Below are 17,058 nucleotides of genomic sequence, written 5' to 3'. Positions count from 1 at the left end.
ATGTTGCGAAACCAAGAAATAAGAATATACTTGTTCACTTGTCTATTTTTTATTGGAATAGCTGTAGGTATTGCCGTCTTATTCATGTCCATAGAGGCGGCCGTTCTGGTCGTCCTATTAGCAATCATACTTTTCGGCGTTACGTATCGTTTCACGGCATGGCGTTATCGAGAAATCGAGCAGCTCTCGGGATATCTTCAAGAAATCAGTAATGGCAACTATACATTGGATGTCCGTGATAATCGCGAAGGGGAGCTCAGTTTGTTAAAGAGCCAACTCTACAAAGTGACGAAAATGCTATCTGAACAAGGAGCGCATCTTGAAGAAGATAAACAGAAGTTAACGGATGCGATCTCCGATATCTCCCATCAATTGAAGACACCGCTCACCTCGATGACCGTCATGGCGGATCTCCTCAGTGACCCTCGTCTATCCGAGGAAAAGCGTCAAGAATTCACCCATAACGTACAAGTACAACTTGAACGAATGGAGTGGCTCTTGTCTTCTCTTCTCAAACTATCAAAAATTGATGCCGGGACAATACATTTCAAGCGCGAATTGGTATCTGTCCCTGCGCTCATTGAAGCCGTAGCGGAACCGATGCTCGTACCGATTGATATTAAAATGCAACGACTTCACGTTCAAGGCGAAAAAGATGTTACATTCGAGGGTGATTTGAAGTGGACGACAGAGGCACTCATCAACATCTTAAAAAATTGCGTGGAGCATACGCCGGAACAGGGCGATGTATTCATCGAGTTCAGTGAAAATACGCTGTATACAGAAATTGTGATTCGTGACACGGGGATTGGCGTCGCAAAACAAGACCTCCCGTACATTTTCCAACGGTTTTATAAAGGTGTGAATGCGAGCGAAGAAAGTGTCGGGATTGGGCTTGCCATGGCACACAGTATCATTATGAGCCAGGAAGGTGAGTTGACTGTTCGAAGCGAACCTGGGGTCGGAACGGATTTTCATATTCGCTTCTATAAAGCAGTTGTCTGACCGCTAAGTGACGAAATCGTCACTTTCGAGTCACAGACGAGTCACACTCACTCGGTACACTCGAAGTAGATCAAGTACTGGAGGGTGCAAACATGAACATATTAGAAGTGCAAAACTTATCGAAAGTATACGGCAAGGACGAGATGGAGGTCAGAGCGCTCGATGACGTCTCGTTCACGGTGAAGAAAGGTGAATTTGTCTGTATCGTCGGGCCTTCGGGTTCGGGGAAATCGACATTGTTGCATTTACTTGGTGGTGTCGATGTGCCGACGAGTGGACAGGTGTTGATTGATCAAACAGACATTTATGCATTGGACGAGACGCAGCTTGCCATTTTCCGTCGTCGACAGATCGGTTTGATTTATCAGTTTTATAACTTGATTCCGATTTTAACGGTCGAAGAGAACATCACGTTACCGATGCTATTAGATGAACAAAAAGTGGATATCGCGCACTTGGAACGCATCATCGGTATCTTGGGCTTGTCAAACCGATTGACCCATTTACCAAATCAATTATCGGGCGGGCAACAGCAGCGCGTTTCCATCGGGCGGGCACTGATTAGTAATCCAGCTATTATCTTAGCCGACGAGCCGACAGGAAACTTGGATAGTCAAAATAGTGAAGAAATCATGAGCCTGTTAAAACTGTTCAATAAGAAATTCAATCAAACGCTCATCATCATTACCCATGACGAGCGGATTGCCTTACAGGCGGATCGTATCATTTCGATTGAAGATGGCAAGATTGCGAAGAATGAGGTCGTCCGCGCATGAACATCATCAATAAAATGACACTTCGGCATTTGCGCGAGAACAAACGACGCTCGCTTGTTACAATCATCGGAGTCATCATCTCTGTATCGATGATTACAGCTGTCACAACGCTCGGATCTTCTTTTTTGGATTTGATGATTCGTCAAGACATTGCAGATAACGGAGAATGGCATGTTCAGTATCTAGATACAAACGAAAAGCAAGTCGAAGCTATTCGGGATGATGCGAACACGAAGGCTGTCATCCTTTCAAATGATGGTTATGCTCAACTAGAAGAGTCACAAAATGCTTACAAACCATACTTATATGTTCGAAACTATAACACATCCGGATTGAAGAGTTTTCCAATTGACTTGACTGAGGGGCGTCTACCGGAAAAAGAAGGCGAAGTCGTCATTTCAGAAGGGATTCGCCAAAATGCCCTCGTCACCTATAACATCGGTGATGAATTGACACTTGAGATTGGAGAGCGGATTGATCCGTCATCAGGTTACGTGTTGACACAAAATGATGGTTTGATCCGAGAAGATGAGACGATTCTCGAACAATTAAACATTGAGGATACGGTGACATTGACGGTTGTTGGAACGATGGCTCGACCTGACTGGGAACCGACTTGGTCGCCAGGGTATACAGTCGTCGGATTCATCGATGATCAAGAATTGAATGGAGCAAAAGTCGATACGTTCGTCGCCTTGAACGATGTAGACAACTCGATTTATTCGGAAGCGAAACAGTTGATGACCGAACAGAACATAGAACGTGTCGCCTATAATTCCTCGTTGCTTCGTTATTATGGAGTGACAAATGACGATGGATTGCGTAAAACGCTATATGGATTTGGTGGAATCATCATGGCGGTCATTGTGATCGGTTCGATTTCTCTAATCTATAACGCATTCGCCATCAGTGTGTCGGAGCGTTCTCGTTACCTCGGAATGTTGGCAAGTGTCGGGGCTACGAAGCGACAAAAGCGGAACTCGGTCTATTTTGAAGGGATGGTCATTGGGGGAATTAGCATTCCACTCGGTATCCTGGCGGGGATTACGGGTATTGCGTTCACATTCCTATTCATCAATGCATTTGCCGAAAAAGCGTTAAACGTGACGGAGAAGTTTGAAGTTGTCGTCACACCGATTACTTTACTATTAACTCTCTTCATTTCGAGCGTAACCATTTTCATTTCCTGCTATCTTCCGGCGCGTCGAGCCTCAAAGATTTCTGCGATTGACGCCATTCGGCAAACGCAAGATGTACGATTGACGTCAAAACAAGTGAAGACGTCAAAACTAGTTCGTCGTCTTTTCGGTTTAGAAGCAGAGATTGGGTTGAAGAATACGAAGCGCAACCGTAAACGGTATCTGGTTACCGTCTTCTCGCTCGTCATCAGTATCGTCCTGTTTTTAGTGGTCAGTTACTTCACTGATCGTCTCGAACAGTCCCTTGACATGTCTCAAGCAGACTATGATTTCGATATTCTTGTGAATGGTTCAACGCTTGATCAAAATGATTTACGACGTTATGAATCGTTAGATCATGTGACGAACGGAACATATTTTGAAAATGCAACGGTCCAAACGATGGTCAGCAAATCTCAATTACCGAGTGCGATTACCAAGAACGAGAATTTGGCATCAACGATCGTTGACGGAAAATTTATGTACTACGTATCCCTCTATCAATTAGATGATGAAAGTTTCAATGCGTACTTGAAACAAATCGGAGCGCCTGTCAGTCGTTTTGAAGACGGGGACGTACCAGGAGCCGTCTTGATTGATGAGATCTCGTATCAAGACATGGATCAGAAAAAATTCATCACTTCAGAGACGGTCGAAACAGAAATCGGTGATACGTTTGAATTGAGGGACGAGAATGCAACGGGCGACGCGGCACCGCTTAAAACGATTCAAGTTGGCGCAATGACAGATATCGCCCCGACCGGTGTGATGACAGGTTCTCTTGGATGGCTAGATGTGATAGTACGAGAAGGGACGTTTGAAGAAGACGCAATCGGGGATTTGATGAAACAATCGAGTCCGTCAATCGCGTTGAATACAGATGACCCCGAGGACACACAACAAGTGATTGAAGCGGAACAGAATTTGGATTTGTATGTCTTTAACGTATCGGAACAACGGGAACAACAAGAACAGATGTTGTTACTTTTATCAATATTTGTGTACGGGTTTATCGTGCTAATTTCGCTAATCTCGATTGCGAACATTTTTAATACGATTTCAACGAGCGTCTCACTTCGTCGTCGTGAGTTTGCGATGCTTCGTTCGGTTGGGATGACTCCGAAAGGATTCAATAAGATGGTGTACTATGAAAGCATTTTTTATGGGGTGAAAGCCCTTGCGTATGGGATTCCCATCAGTCTTCTCATCATGTACCTCATCTATCGAGCGCAAATCAATACGTTTGATGCTCCGTTTACCTTGCCGTGGAATAGCATTTTGTTTGTCGTCATCATGATTTTCATGATTGTGGGTGCCTCGATGCTATATTCCGTTTCAAAAATAAAGAAAGATAACATTATCGACCGATTGAAACAAGAAAATGATTAAGTAGATTATTGAAAAATTCATGACAAACCATGAAGTACAAAACAAGGGGCTCAGTACATATTGAGTCCCTTTTTTATGATGTCAAGACAAACAAAACACGATTACCAAAACTATACGAAGAACGACCAAAATAAAAATATTATGTCACAGCTCTTGTTAATTAACCAAAAATAGGATATTTTTGATATATCGGATGACGATATAACGAAGAACGATACAAAGGAGCGGGATACGTGACACAACAGTCAAGTACAGGCGCATTAACCGAGGCGGTTTATTATATATTATTATCTCTGCAAGTCCCGAGGCATGGGTATGGGATGATGCAATTCGTTCAAGAATTGAGCAATGGGCGGGTCCAACTCGCGCCAGGTACGTTATACGGCGCCCTCAGTAGTCTAGTAGAGAGAGGTTGGATTCGGGCGCTCGAAGGTACGGGGCGGAAGAAAGAGTATGAAATCACGGCAACTGGTCGAGAGGCACTTCGGTCGGAATTAAGGCGACTAGAAGAACTGGTGCAGCACGGACATGAATGGACGAAGGAGTTGGATACATGAAGACGAAAACGGTCTATCGCATATTTGTTGATTATGAGAAGGAAGAGAAGTGGCTCAATGAGATGGCTCAAACCGGTTGGGCGCTCGAATCCTTTCGTTTGATGCGATATGTGTTCAAACAAGTTGAACCTGGGACGTTCACCTACCGAATCGAATTGTTGTCCAACTTACCTTCTCACCCCGAGTCGAAGGCGTATATGGAATTCTTAGATGAAGTTGGAGTCGAAGTGGTCGATACGTCGTATCGGTGGATCTTTTTACGAAAACGAACGAGTGACGGACCGTTCCAATTGTATTCGGATTTTGATTCGATGATTCAGCGGGAGAAACGAATCATCCAACTGTATGGAGCAGTGGGACTCGCCAATTTTGTTGTGGTGGTAGCGAATCTTTCCAATCCATATGCGCAGTGGACCATCCTATTGAACATAGCTGTCGTCGCGATGTTGGCTTATGCGGTCCAACATCATACTCGGAAAGTTAGGACACTAAAAGGTCTCAAAGCGATTGGAGAGATGAAGTCGTCAGATTGAGCGCATAGGTTAGGAGGAGCAAGATGGATTCACCAGAATGGAAAGATTGTATCATTTGTTTTGGGTTGATTGCGGGGACGACACTCGGTGTAATCCTCTCGTTCTTCTTCCATATTCAATTGACATATGGGATTGCGAGCGGGGCGATGATTGGCTACATTGGCGGGCTTGTCGTATCGATTTGGAAGCAATGATGAATCAGGATAACATTCCTCGTCTCGATGACGAGGTTTTTTTTGATAGATTGTGACGGATGATATGAGGTTGGGATCTATAGTTATAGAGGGATTATTACGAAGGGGGTAACTGGATGGATGACCAGGTCATCATCGATTGGTACTGGGAACGATCGGAGTATGCGATTGTCGCGACGAAGAAGAAATACGGAAGCTATTGTCATCGTGTTTCTTATAATATTCTACAGAATCGCGAAGACACAGAGGAGTGTTTGAACGATTTATATATGAAAGCGTGGGAGTCGATCCCGCCGACACGTCCGCTTCGACTCGGAGCGTATTTGACGAAGATCGTGCGAAATCTCGCATTACAGCGTTATAAGAAGAATCATGCAAAAAAACGTGGCGGTGGGGAAGTACCGCTCGTCTATGAAGAACTAGAACATGTCCTTACGGAATCGATGAAAGACGAAGACCTCGTCGACGTGTTGAATGAATTTCTAGCAGACCTACCTCGACTGACAAGGGTGATGTTCATGCAACGTTATTTCTATTTACACTCGATTCAAGAAATTGCAACGACACATCAGCTCGGTGAGAGCCATGTCAAAATGACCTTGAAGCGCACGCGGGATGCGTTACAGCGAGCGCTTGAAGCAGAAGGAGTTCGCGTATGAAAAGTGAGCAGATCCTTCGACTACTCGGGGAAGTCGATGACCGGTATATAGAGGAATCGATGATGATAGAGCGAAAACCTTATCAACGACTGAAATGGGGAGCAGGACTCCTCATCGCTGTCGCTGCGGGATTCATGCTCTTCACATCGAATGTCTGGAACGAACAAATCCCGCTATCCACGGATTCTACTGCGACTTCCGTTCACATTGTCGATCAATCAAAAGTAAAACCAAATATTTCCGAGGAAAATATGATGGAGATGACAGAGGATGAACTATTCTCAAAATGGGATCCGGTCGTGGTCAGAGGAACGGTCACGGATATTTGGCATATCGAGATTGACTTCAACGGAGAGACAGAATATCAGTCTCTTATCAAGATACAGGTATCCAACGTGTATCGTGGGGATGTGCGAGTCGGGCAAGATTTGATTGTTCGTGCTGATGCCATCAAGGAAACCGGACAGACAACAGATGCGTCCGTTATCTCGCACGTGAAACAAGGCATGGAAGGGATTTTCATGCCGATTCCATACGATGACGAGTTTGTCTGGGAACAAAATGAAGCGACACTTCGATTGAAAGACATTGCCGATTACGGTTTTCCGGATGGGGAACGCTATCTGTTTTTAGATACGCCGAACGGATTGTTGTTCGAGCGGGATGCTTACCCGTCCTTACAAGGTTTGGACTCACTCGATGAAGTAGAGCACTGGATGATGACGCGATTTTCAGAATAATGGAGAACTCAAATCGATAAGGGGGAAATGGATATGGAACGGAAGATTACCGTAAAAGGGACAGGGAATGTCTCATCTCGACCTGATTTGATTGTGATTCACATGGACCTTCTCTCGAAAGCGCCACGATACGAAGATACGATGACCGAGGCGACAAGTGCGGTGTCCCATCTTCAAAAAGCCATCACGAGCGCAGGGTTTGACAAGACGGACCTTAAAACGAGTGACTTTTCCATCGATACGGAATATGAGAGCTATCGTGATCGAGATGAGAATTATCGGTCGCGGTTTGTCGGATACGTCTGTAAACAGAAGACGAAGCTCGAATTTGCGCTCGATACGTCCAAACTATCGGACGTCATCGAACAAATCAGTCAATCTCGCGCAAATCCTACACTCTCCATTCGTTTCACGATGAAAGACCCGAATACGATTGAAGATCAGCTATTGGTGAGTGCTGCGGAGAATGCGAAGAAACGAGCAGAACTCCTTGCGAAGGGAGCAGGCGCTGAACTAGGGGACTTGCTTCAAATTGACTACACGTGGGGGGAGATTCACCTGTTTTCGCCTACAAACGTCCTCTATAGTCAGGACGTCGTCTATTCGGAATCACGGATGCCCGAACTCGAACCAGATGACATTGACGTCAGTGATTCGGCGACATTCGTCTGGAGTCTCAAATGAGGCGACTGATTTTCTTGATGCTCCTTTCACTCTCAATTGCGCTGCCCGCATCTGCCCTTTCCTGGGCCTATACGTTTGTCGTGTTCGACCGAAACGCATATGAAGTGCTCGACACAACGATCGAGGAGGATGCACTAGGTGACGTGATCGGTGAAGTGGAAACAGTGGTCAATGATGAGACGGGACGTTACTATGGGAATGCTTCGAACGGATATCCGATTGGGACGGTGTACCGTGAAGTCGACGGGGAGTCTGTGGAAGACGTCATTGCGGTCGAGGACGGTTCGGAGTGGAAGCGAGCGGAGTATCGATTCGAAGCACCGTATCATTCACGTGATTTTATCACTTTCTTCGGCTATTTGCTGCTCGGGATGGGCATCATCATGATAAGTTGGTCGTTCTTCAAGCGAAGTTCGCTGTACCAAAAAGAAGCATGAACGAACGTGAAAATGGGAACGGGAATAAAGAAAGGTTCGGTAAAGGGGGATTTATCATGAACATCTTGATTATTTTTGACTCACTATATGGTCATACTGAAAAGATTGCTCATGCGATGCAGCAAGAGCTGTCGAAAGACCATGAGGCACGTATGGAACACGTATTGAATATTGGATTAGGCGACTTGGCACATGTCGACCTGGTCATCATCGGCTCACCGACACATGGGGGATACGAAACGGAAGACATTAAAGTATTTTTGGACGGAATTTCGGACAATGCGTTACGAGGGAAACGGACGGCTGCCTTTGACACGAGTGTCGTCAAAGAGAAACAGAATCCGATACTTGGTAAAATCATTGATTGGTTCGGTCATGCCGTCAATCGGGTCGAAGGGGAAATGATTGAAAAAGGGGCGACGGGTGTCCAAAAAGAGTCGTTCCTCGTCGATGGGACGACGGAGATGTTGAAGGAAGGCGAACTCGAACGCGCGAAAGCGTGGGCGCGTGAGTTGGTCGGATAATACACGAAACGCATTCTGATAACAGAGTGCGTTTTTTAGTTGAAGAGGACGAGAAGAAGAGAAAAGCGGGTAAATATATAGTATTCAACTCTTCAGAGAGGAAGCTGGTTGTGATGAAAAAAATGGAGCGGGATGTATTGGTCGGTTGGATTGTCGTCGTGCTTGTCCTCTTGATGCATTTTCTGATCACCATGTCTCTTGGCAACTCGTACTTTGCTGAAAGTTCGTTGAATCGAATGTTGTGGCTTTCGAGTTTTCCGGCATTCTTAATCGCATTCGTCGCAGCCATCTTCCAAAAAACGAACACTGTCTTCCTAGCGGTTCGTCGTGGGCTACTGTGGACCATCGAGTTGATGGTCGCCTTCACCATTCTCGCTTGGGTGTTCCGTTCTTTCGAAGGACTGTATGCGAATGCTGGTCTCTACTGGTTGTTCGGTGCCGTCTTAATTGGACCAATCTTTTATATGATGGCGTTCCGACGTCAACATTCGAAACGAATCCGCACCCCTTGATTGAAACGCTTCCTCTCAAAGGAGGCGTTTTTAGATTGCCTCAGGATGGGAAAGGATAGAGAGAAGAGAGATTGGAGGAGAGTGCGATGAGCCAGTATTTTTCATCATCTTACGAAGAGTCGCGAGAGAAGTTCTTGAACTTACTGTCTGAAGTGAAACGATTTTATCCGAAAGCGGAGCTGTTGACACACTCGATCGGGGATGAGAGTATCGACGTCATTTTAGGAGAACCGAAACGAGAACGAAAAGCGATGATTCTCATGACGATCGGGGAACATGGGATTGAAGGGTATGCGGGCGCCGCGGTGACCCATCAATTTGTACAAACGCAACTCGCGCATGTCCATCATGAGACGACGGGGATTTGTCTCATACATGCAGTGAATCCATGGGGGATGAAACACTTTCGACGTGTCAATGAACACAATGTCGATTTGAACAGAAATTACGTCATTGATCGTGAGTCGATCCCATATAACGTGAACCGTGAATATGAGCTGATGCGCCATCTCTTCGTACCGGATGGAGTAATTGACGACTACCATGAGGCGCGTGAACAGATCTATTCATTTCTCGGCTCTGGAATTAAGCTTGATGGCTTCAAAGCGATGAGTGGAGCAAAAGGGATGGGGCAATATCAATTCCCGAAAGGTGTGTATTACGGGGGAGAAGAAGACGAACCGTCTGCCATCTTTTTAAAAGGGATTCAACATGATTTACTTGAACGCTACGGAAAAGTCGTCCATCTCGATTGGCATACCGCACTCGGACCGACGAACGAGGTCACGATGGTCATCAGCAAACGGGACGGTCGCACGGAAGATGAGTTAAAACAAGCGTACGGTCTAGACAACGTCAACGTGTATGACCCGGACGAGGTACTCGGAGATTCGACGAATCATTTTTACTACGTGCGCGATACGGAATACCCGGACAAGGGTCTCGTTTCTGCCTTATTTGAATTCGGTACGTTTGGGACGTCGACAAAAGCATCCATCCGTGAATTTTTAACGATTATTTTAGAGAACCGGCTGTACTTTGAAGGGACAAAGGACCCTGAGGCACGAAACGGTATTCAAAACGAATTCATGGCGATGTTCTATCCGGAAAACGCGGATTGGCGAGAAGCTGTTTTACGAGAAGGAGCGAAAGCCGTTGAAGGTTATCTAAAAGGTGAAGCGCTCTGGCGCGACACATAAGAGGGTTTCTCGAAGTCGGAATAGGGAATAATGAGGTTGTGAGTGTTTTCGCTAAATAATGACTGTGGAGGTTGGATGATGGGATATATTACAGCACATGACGGTACAAATCTATACGTAGAGGATGTCGGGTCTGGGGAACCGATTGTCTTCTTGCACGGTTGGCCAGTAAACAACAATATGTTCGAGTATCAGAAGAATGCGCTCGTCGAAGCGGGATATCGCTACATCGGCATTGATTTCAGAGGATACGGGAAATCTGATGCCCCGGCGACAGGTTATGACTATGAGACAATGGCGTCTGATGTGCATATGGTCGTCTATGGACTTGGCTTAAAAAACTTCACGCTCGTCGGTTTTTCAATGGGTGGGGCGATTGCAGTTTGCTACGCAGCCGACTATAAAGAGGATGGACTCAACAAATTGGTCTTGGCCGGAGCCGCGGCACCAATCTTCACACAGCGTGCAGATTATCCATATGGAATGACAACGGACGATGTCGACGCGTTGATTGACGATACACGGGCCGACCGACCGAAGATGCTCGAAGGGTTCGGAGAAATCTTCTTCGAGAAAGAACATTCGAAACCGATGCAAAACTGGTTCCACCATCTCGCGCTCGTCGCGTCGAGCCATGGGACGATTGCCTCGGCACAGGCGTTACGTGACGAAGATTTACGAGATGCCCTGCCAAAAATTGATGTCGAGACGTTGATCATCCATGGAGTACATGATAAGATCTGTCCTTTCGCATTCGCCGAGCAGATGGAGCAAGGCATCTCGAACGCGCGAATCGAGCGCTTTGAAGAGAGTGGACACGGTACGGTGTTGGATGAACGAGAGAAATTTAACGATACGTTGTTGCAGTTTGTTCAATAATCGATGGCCTCCGAATCGGGGGCTTTTTGTATGTCGATAAGGGTAAGAACCAACGAAAACGGGTATAATTCAATTGGAGTTCCCTTCCATTTTTTGAATCACTGAAACATCGCTGTGACTAGAGTCACGATGTTTTTTTGTGTTGTTTTGGAGAAAGGGGGATAAAACCAGATTAGAACATGGATTTAGTTCAACCTGTCCTACCATTCATGGTACAATAGCGGGGTGGATTAACAGATTGAGGAGAGATTTAAATGAATATCGCTTTCTTTTTATATCCGAAAGAAGACGTCAAATATTTGGACCCCGAATCAACGGTACGACAAGCACTTGAAAAGATGAAGCATCATCGATTCACGTCTGTCCCACTCGTTTCGGAGAACGGATTTTACGCCGGGACGATGACAGAGGGGGATTTACTCTGGGCACTCGCAGAACAGCTTCGCGGGGAAGAAGACTATGAAAAAGTGCTCCGGACACGTCTAAAAGACATCAAGCAACGTGTTCGCTATAAGCCGGTCTCGATTACGGCACAAATTGAAGAGCTCGTCGATGCGATCACGGACCAAAACTTCGTGCCGGTCGTCGATGATGGAAAGTATTTCATCGGCATCATCCGACGCCGTGACATCATCGAGTATTACTCGACAAAGTTGAAACAATTGGAAGATAAAGTGAACTAAGACAGTAAACCAATCTGAAAAAATCAGGTTGGTTTTTGTATGTATGAATACAAACAGTAGGGAGGAAAGCTATCGATGGAAGCACGAGTCATTGAATCGATTGAGTTATGGTTTCAAGAAGCAGGATCTGAGGAAGCAGTGAACTTTATTGATTTCATGCTGTTTTTAAACGAGTCCGCCTACTCTTTACTCCATCGCGACACGCTACATGGAATCTTGACGTATCATGTCCGATATGAAGACGGTACCTCTCAGTCTGTTTCATACGACAAAGATGAGTGGATTGACTATAAACGGAATGAATGGCAAACAGGTATGAATGGCGGTGAGTGGATATGGTGGCTTGTCGAACGGTGGCGTTTTGTTGTGGAGTGGCGCAACGGTCGGGACTTCCGGACGGGTAACATACTCGAGGAAAACGACTATGGAATAGTTCCTTACGGTAAAATTCAAGACCTCGACATCCTACTATATTCAATTATTGAAAATGATACGCTTAACACAAAAGCATTAATCAAAAAGGGATATTACCATGACCCGCTGTTAAATGAGTGGATTGCAATTCCAAATTCAACGGATTGCCTACGACCACTCGTATTGGCCTTCTGTTATGACGAAGGAATCATCAAAGCACCCCGAACCATCAAACAGATTGATGTGACTTTTATCGATTTGATGACAGGAAAGGTCCAATCGCTTGCGAATGCACTTGAAACATATGAGAAGCCGGCAAATCTCGATTTAGATGATATGGAGTATCGCGATGACATGTTTTATCGTGATACGTCAATTCAAGGGACGATTCGTTATGAAGTAACGTATAAGGACGGAAGAGTCCAATATGTCGAACATGACAAATCAGAAATATTTATGGACTGGGATATGGCAATCATCGATTGGTTTTTTCATCACTGGGAAAATCTGTACGAAGCTTATGCCGAAAAATCTTTTCCATCAGGTCGGCCGTTACAACGTTTTGAATCAAAATTTGATTACTGGAAAGCCATGCTATCTCCTGAAGAATGGGAAGAGTTTATTCATTCAACAGATCCCTTCGACCAGCGACTTTTAACGGATTGGGAACCACATGATGAGATTCAAGATGCAAAAGAGCAGTTTGAGATGATGTTTCATCAAGCAGCGGAGCTCTACCTTGAGGATTTGCGTCACGGATTCTATGAAGATCAACTGTTAGAAGAGCGGATTGACGTCAAAAGCTCGTTCGATGCTGTGATTGCGCTTTACAAAGAAATATCCGAGGCAGAGCAGAAAAGGCGAACGAGGGAGCAACTGCTTTATGGGGAAAAGGATGAAAGCAACGCTAATTGATTGAATAAAGACTATGGAAAAATAGGGACATTCCTTATACTTATACGTATAGAGTCAAGACATACAAGGAAGGAGTGACAATGAATGGCGATGCCCGATCTGCATATGCTGCGTGAATCGCTCAAACCGGATTGTGCGAATTGTTTCGGTCTCTGTTGTGTGGCGTTCCACTACTTGAAGTCTGAGGATTTCCCGATTGATAAACCCGCAGGACAGCCGTGTGTCCATTTGGCAGATTCGTATGCCTGCAACATCCATTCCGAACTGCGTGAGCGAGGCTTCAAAGGATGTACGGTGTACGACTGTCTCGGGGCCGGGCAGTTCGTGTCACAAGTGACGTTTCACGGACGAAGCTGGCGGGAGGACGATGTAGACGGCACGCGTATGTTCGCGACGGTACCAATCATGAACCAAGTCCATGAGCTGTTGCTCTACATCACTGACATCCTGACCTGGGAGATTCCTGGGCACGATGCTCGGTTACTCGAGACGTTATTGGGAGAGCTACTGGCTTTCCGTGAGTTGCCGCCTGAACAGTTGACCGGGACGGCGCTGATGGCATTCCGACAACAAGCCCGCCCATTGTTCGTCCGACTCAGTCAGCATATACGTGTGGAAGGATTGAAACAGGACGACCTGAAGTTGACGTCACGACACGAACAAGACCGGGCCGATTTGATTGGTCGAAACTTGAGTCGACACGATGTCAGAGGCACGTGTTACCGGGGTGCCCTGTTGATTGGCGCTAACTTACGTGGGCAAGACCTGTCCTATGTCGACTTCATGGGCGCCGACGTACGAGATCTCGATGTGCGAGGAGCTGTATTAACCGACGGTCTGTTTTTGACACAGATGCAAGTGAACGCGATGAAAGGGGACCGGCAGACAAGACTGGCACCCGTTTACACGCGACCGAGCCATTGGCTGTAACGCAAAAGACGACTTTCACGGGGGAGGTCGTCTTTTTGAATACCTGGAGTTTACGAAAGCGGTGGGAAATGGGGGAGCACATATTCCCCAAGCTCCTCGATGACCTCGTCGGCCGGACGTTGCCCGTCGAACAAAGCGAAGAACAAATGATTGACGCCGATGGCCCGATACGCCTCGAGCAGTTTGATTAACTGATTGCGACCGACACGGAAGCCGAGCCGGATTGGAGTCGGCAGTTCGTCCGGGTCATGTGCCAAATCGAGATGCATCGGCATCGAGAACGGACGGAACCCTTTTCCATGCGTCTGACCTGATTCGCGCCAATCGTTCAGCACTTGTTGCTGGGCGAAAGGTGCCTGCGGGTAGTACATCCACCCGTCTCCGTTCGCCCCAAGCCAGTCCATGTCTTGTTGTGCGAACCCGGTGATCATCGTCGGGATCCGCTTCTTCGGACGCGGTACGAGCGTTGCCTGTTCCACCTCCCCATAAGGTGATTCAATAGTTGGATAGTTGTTATAGAGCGCATGCTCCATGACACGAAGCGATTCTTTGAACTGGTCGCCACGTGTCGGGTGATCGACTCCGAGCCCTTTGAAATCGGCACGACAGTCACCTGAAGAGATCCCGAGAATCAATCGTTCTGGGAACAATGCTTCAATCGTTGCGACTTCCTTCGCCGAACGAAGGGGGTGACGGAGTGGCAAGACGAGCGCGGACGTACCGAGCGCAATGTTTTTCGTTTGACCAAGTAAATGTGTTCCGTAGATTAGCATATCGTAAATTTGACCGACAGCCGGGTCTAAAAAGTTCGGGTCTTTTAGTAGGACATCTCGTAACCAAAGAGCCGTGAAGCCGTAATCGTCTGCCTTTTGGGCAAGATCGACTTGACGCTCGAGGGTCGGGGTACGCATTTTAAAATTCTCTAAAGGAATGTGGAGGCCGAGCGTGAGCTCGCCCTCCCGGTACATCCGGTTGTAGCTTCTATGATTGTTGAACATAAGCGCCTCCTTAGTTTGCTTCCAAACGAAGTGAGATGGCTGTCAAGATGACGGCGATGATGACCATGATGCCACCGACCCAAGGGGTATGCACAAGTCCGATTGAATCGGTGACGAGTCCACCGATTGTTGCGCCGAGGGCAATCCCGATGTTGAAGGCCGCGATGTTGAGTGCGGATGCGACATCGACAGCGGCAGGTACATATTTTTCAGCCAATTGCACGATATACAGTTGAAGTCCAGGCACGTTCATGAAGGCGAGGAGTCCCATCAAGACGATGGCAATCAAACCTGCCACTTTGAACGGAATCATGAACGACATGATGCTCATGACCGCTGCGTGAACGATGAACATATAGAACAATGCTTTCGCTGGATTTTCGTTGGCGAGCTTTCCACCGACCGCGTTCCCGATGGCGACTGCGATTCCGTAAACGAGTAAGACGACACTGATCAAGCTCGGGCTGATCTTTGTCACGTCTTGCATGATGGGTGTCAAGTACGTGAAGGCGACGAACGTTCCGCCGTAACCGAGTGCTGTAATCAAGAATCCGAGCATGAGACGACCGTTTGTGAGCAGTTTCTTCATATCTGAGAATTTCGCAGGTGGTGACTGTTTCAAATCTTTCGGGATCAAGAAGAAGCTTGCGATGATTGAAATGACACCGAGTGCTGCGACGGCGAAGAATGTGGCGCGCCATCCGAACGCTTGTCCGATGAAAGTACCGAGTGGGACTCCTGTAACGGTTGCGACAGTTAAACCTGTGAACATGAGTGCGATGGCACTCGCTTTTTTATGTGGTGGTACGAGTTGAACAGCAATCGTTGCCCCGATGGAGAAGAAGACACCATGCGAGAATGCGGTGATAAATCGGGCGACAATCAAAAGTTCAAAGGTGGTCGACATGGCCGAGACCAAGTTTCCGCCGATGAAGACGACCATGAGTGCCATGAGTAACGTCTTGCGGTTCATCCGGTTCGTCAGTGCCGTCAAAATCGGTGCACCGACGGCTACGCCGATCGCGTAACCCGAGATAATGAGACCCGCGAGAGTGATGCCGATGTTTAAATCACTTGCGATCGATGCGAGGAGACCGACCGGGACGAACTCGGTCGTTCCGATGCCGAAAGCGCTGATCGCGAGGGCGAGTAATGCCAACCCTCCATTTTTAGGTGCCTGTTCTTCGACAGGTTGTGTGTACGGTTGATTCATGAGTAGTTCCTCCTAAAATAAATGAATAGTGTGGAAGACGAGGGCCCTTCGTCTCCGGATAGCAAAGACATCTCACTTTCCTCTATTGTTCAGTACGGTCGAAAAAGTACCTTACCGTCTCAAGGGGATGTTACAAGCGAAATGAACTTGTATAGATTTGCTACAGTTGCTATCATAAGTGCATGAAAACAGTTTGAGAAGTACGTACTTTTTAGTGCGGTAGGCACCAAAAAGTGCCTATGTAAGGAATGGAGGAAACGAAATGCCATATAATATTCCGGTCGAAGCGACACTTGACGTCATCGGCGGTAAGTGGAAAGTCGTCATCATGTGTCACTTGATTAAAGGGGAGCGACGGACGAGTGAACTGCGTAAACTCATGCCGAACATCACGCAAAAAATGCTCACCCAACAATTGCGTGAGCTCGAAGCGGATGGTGTCGTCGTTCGTACGGTGTTCGAGCAAGTTCCGCCGAAAGTCATTTACTCACTCTCTGAGTACGGATGGTCACTCAAGCCAATCTTGGACGCCATGTGCGCCTGGGGCGAGTGCCATATCGATCAGTCCGGTGAAGAGGTCATTTCATAACCATCACGGTCGTCCAATACGGACGACCGTTTTTCGTAGTGACAAGTCGG

The 17,058-nt window shown here is 46.8% G+C and carries 20 protein-coding genes; 18 read left to right on the top strand and 2 right to left on the bottom strand.

Annotated features, from left to right (window positions below; all coding sequences use genetic code 11):
* The 17 genes from KNO65_RS04220 (at position 1) to KNO65_RS04140 (ending at position 14,208) form a co-directional block, all read left to right on the top strand.
* A complete protein-coding gene (locus KNO65_RS04220) occupies positions 1–1,005 on the top strand; it encodes a sensor histidine kinase (protein WP_214777822.1) in 1,005 nt (334 codons plus the stop codon).
* 92 nt (positions 1,006–1,097) lie between these two features.
* Entirely contained in the window at positions 1,098–1,781 is a 684-nt protein-coding gene (locus tag KNO65_RS04215; RefSeq protein ID WP_074033830.1) for an ABC transporter ATP-binding protein, read from the top strand.
* Entirely contained in the window at positions 1,778–4,348 is a 2,571-nt protein-coding gene (locus tag KNO65_RS04210) for an ABC transporter permease (protein ID WP_214781813.1), read from the top strand. Before KNO65_RS04215 ends, KNO65_RS04210 begins: the two co-directional genes overlap by 4 nt.
* Before the next feature lie 233 nt (positions 4,349–4,581).
* Entirely contained in the window at positions 4,582–4,905 is a 324-nt protein-coding gene (locus KNO65_RS04205; RefSeq protein WP_196431056.1) for a PadR family transcriptional regulator, read from the top strand.
* The gene (locus tag KNO65_RS04200) at positions 4,902–5,438 is read left to right on the top strand and encodes a DUF2812 domain-containing protein (RefSeq protein WP_214781811.1); all 537 of its coding nucleotides are present in this window, start codon (positions 4,902–4,904) and stop codon (positions 5,436–5,438) included. Before KNO65_RS04205 ends, KNO65_RS04200 begins: the two co-directional genes overlap by 4 nt.
* A gap of 23 nt (positions 5,439–5,461) precedes the next feature.
* The gene (locus tag KNO65_RS04195; protein ID WP_159562700.1) at positions 5,462–5,632 is read left to right on the top strand and encodes a hypothetical protein; all 171 of its coding nucleotides are present in this window, start codon (positions 5,462–5,464) and stop codon (positions 5,630–5,632) included.
* 116 nt (positions 5,633–5,748) lie between these two features.
* Positions 5,749–6,291, top strand: coding sequence for an RNA polymerase sigma factor (locus tag KNO65_RS04190; RefSeq protein WP_078147384.1), 543 nt, complete (start codon positions 5,749–5,751; stop codon positions 6,289–6,291).
* A complete protein-coding gene (locus tag KNO65_RS04185) occupies positions 6,288–7,031 on the top strand; it encodes a hypothetical protein (RefSeq protein WP_214781809.1) in 744 nt (247 codons plus the stop codon). The genes KNO65_RS04190 and KNO65_RS04185 overlap by 4 nt, the downstream gene beginning before the upstream one ends.
* Positions 7,032–7,064: 33 nt before the next feature.
* A complete protein-coding gene (locus KNO65_RS04180) occupies positions 7,065–7,715 on the top strand; it encodes an SIMPL domain-containing protein (RefSeq protein ID WP_214781807.1) in 651 nt (216 codons plus the stop codon).
* Positions 7,712–8,152: a hypothetical protein gene (locus KNO65_RS04175; RefSeq protein ID WP_074036149.1), complete on the top strand. Its 441-nt coding sequence runs from the start codon at positions 7,712–7,714 to the stop codon at positions 8,150–8,152. Before KNO65_RS04180 ends, KNO65_RS04175 begins: the two co-directional genes overlap by 4 nt.
* A gap of 56 nt (positions 8,153–8,208) precedes the next feature.
* On the top strand, positions 8,209–8,676 hold the full coding sequence (locus tag KNO65_RS04170; protein ID WP_012727018.1) for a flavodoxin family protein: 468 nt from the start codon (positions 8,209–8,211) through the stop codon (positions 8,674–8,676).
* Positions 8,677–8,789: 113 nt separating this feature from the next.
* On the top strand, positions 8,790–9,188 hold the full coding sequence (locus KNO65_RS04165; protein WP_214781803.1) for a hypothetical protein: 399 nt from the start codon (positions 8,790–8,792) through the stop codon (positions 9,186–9,188).
* Between the two features lie 86 nt (positions 9,189–9,274).
* Complete coding sequence (locus KNO65_RS04160) at positions 9,275–10,387, top strand: M14 family metallopeptidase (protein ID WP_214781801.1); 1,113 nt, start codon at positions 9,275–9,277, stop codon at positions 10,385–10,387.
* Between the two features lie 75 nt (positions 10,388–10,462).
* Complete coding sequence (locus KNO65_RS04155) at positions 10,463–11,266, top strand: alpha/beta fold hydrolase (RefSeq protein WP_214781799.1); 804 nt, start codon at positions 10,463–10,465, stop codon at positions 11,264–11,266.
* A gap of 254 nt (positions 11,267–11,520) precedes the next feature.
* Positions 11,521–11,949, top strand: a complete 429-nt coding sequence (locus tag KNO65_RS04150; RefSeq protein ID WP_074036155.1) for a CBS domain-containing protein — start codon at positions 11,521–11,523, stop codon at positions 11,947–11,949.
* Positions 11,950–12,024: 75 nt separating this feature from the next.
* Positions 12,025–13,278 (top strand): hypothetical protein, encoded by a 1,254-nt coding sequence (locus KNO65_RS04145; protein WP_214781797.1) that lies wholly within the window; start codon positions 12,025–12,027, stop codon positions 13,276–13,278.
* Between the two features lie 84 nt (positions 13,279–13,362).
* A complete protein-coding gene (locus KNO65_RS04140; RefSeq protein ID WP_074036158.1) occupies positions 13,363–14,208 on the top strand; it encodes a pentapeptide repeat-containing protein in 846 nt (281 codons plus the stop codon).
* Positions 14,209–14,258: 50 nt separating this feature from the next.
* On the opposite strand, the gene KNO65_RS04135 is transcribed toward KNO65_RS04140, so the two are convergent.
* The gene (locus tag KNO65_RS04135) at positions 14,259–15,206 is read right to left on the bottom strand and encodes a TIGR03571 family LLM class oxidoreductase (RefSeq protein WP_214781795.1); all 948 of its coding nucleotides are present in this window, start codon (positions 15,204–15,206) and stop codon (positions 14,259–14,261) included.
* Between the two features lie 10 nt (positions 15,207–15,216).
* Complete coding sequence (locus KNO65_RS04130; protein ID WP_214781792.1) at positions 15,217–16,419, bottom strand: MFS transporter; 1,203 nt, start codon at positions 16,417–16,419, stop codon at positions 15,217–15,219.
* Positions 16,420–16,681: 262 nt separating this feature from the next.
* Between KNO65_RS04130 and KNO65_RS04125 the strand changes: the two genes are divergently transcribed.
* Positions 16,682–17,008, top strand: a complete 327-nt coding sequence (locus KNO65_RS04125; protein ID WP_078147375.1) for a winged helix-turn-helix transcriptional regulator — start codon at positions 16,682–16,684, stop codon at positions 17,006–17,008.
* Positions 17,009–17,058 lie beyond the last annotated feature (50 nt).

Origin of the sequence: Exiguobacterium sp. S3 (assembly GCF_018617295.1) — a bacterium.
Classification (GTDB): Bacteria; Bacillota; Bacilli; order Exiguobacteriales; family Exiguobacteriaceae; genus Exiguobacterium; species Exiguobacterium profundum.
Note: the sequence above shows the minus strand (reverse complement) of the source record. Positions and strands in the feature narration are given on the sequence as shown.

Coding starts and splice junctions, on each gene's coding strand:
- KNO65_RS04150 (WP_074036155.1), top strand. CDS start 11,521: ATGAATATCGCTTTCTTTTTATATCCGAAAGAAGACGTCAAATATTTG.
- KNO65_RS04180 (WP_214781807.1), top strand. CDS start 7,065: ATGGAACGGAAGATTACCGTAAAAGGGACAGGGAATGTCTCATCTCGA.
- KNO65_RS04200 (WP_214781811.1), top strand. CDS start 4,902: ATGAAGACGAAAACGGTCTATCGCATATTTGTTGATTATGAGAAGGAA.
- KNO65_RS04140 (WP_074036158.1), top strand. CDS start 13,363: ATGGCGATGCCCGATCTGCATATGCTGCGTGAATCGCTCAAACCGGAT.
- KNO65_RS04170 (WP_012727018.1), top strand. CDS start 8,209: ATGAACATCTTGATTATTTTTGACTCACTATATGGTCATACTGAAAAG.
- KNO65_RS04195 (WP_159562700.1), top strand. CDS start 5,462: ATGGATTCACCAGAATGGAAAGATTGTATCATTTGTTTTGGGTTGATT.
- KNO65_RS04175 (WP_074036149.1), top strand. CDS start 7,712: ATGAGGCGACTGATTTTCTTGATGCTCCTTTCACTCTCAATTGCGCTG.
- KNO65_RS04155 (WP_214781799.1), top strand. CDS start 10,463: ATGATGGGATATATTACAGCACATGACGGTACAAATCTATACGTAGAG.
- KNO65_RS04185 (WP_214781809.1), top strand. CDS start 6,288: ATGAAAAGTGAGCAGATCCTTCGACTACTCGGGGAAGTCGATGACCGG.
- KNO65_RS04125 (WP_078147375.1), top strand. CDS start 16,682: ATGCCATATAATATTCCGGTCGAAGCGACACTTGACGTCATCGGCGGT.
- KNO65_RS04210 (WP_214781813.1), top strand. CDS start 1,778: ATGAACATCATCAATAAAATGACACTTCGGCATTTGCGCGAGAACAAA.
- KNO65_RS04190 (WP_078147384.1), top strand. CDS start 5,749: ATGGATGACCAGGTCATCATCGATTGGTACTGGGAACGATCGGAGTAT.
- KNO65_RS04135 (WP_214781795.1), bottom strand. CDS start 15,206: ATGTTCAACAATCATAGAAGCTACAACCGGATGTACCGGGAGGGCGAG.
- KNO65_RS04215 (WP_074033830.1), top strand. CDS start 1,098: ATGAACATATTAGAAGTGCAAAACTTATCGAAAGTATACGGCAAGGAC.
- KNO65_RS04160 (WP_214781801.1), top strand. CDS start 9,275: ATGAGCCAGTATTTTTCATCATCTTACGAAGAGTCGCGAGAGAAGTTC.
- KNO65_RS04165 (WP_214781803.1), top strand. CDS start 8,790: ATGAAAAAAATGGAGCGGGATGTATTGGTCGGTTGGATTGTCGTCGTG.
- KNO65_RS04220 (WP_214777822.1), top strand. CDS start 1: ATGTTGCGAAACCAAGAAATAAGAATATACTTGTTCACTTGTCTATTT.
- KNO65_RS04145 (WP_214781797.1), top strand. CDS start 12,025: ATGGAAGCACGAGTCATTGAATCGATTGAGTTATGGTTTCAAGAAGCA.
- KNO65_RS04130 (WP_214781792.1), bottom strand. CDS start 16,419: ATGAATCAACCGTACACACAACCTGTCGAAGAACAGGCACCTAAAAAT.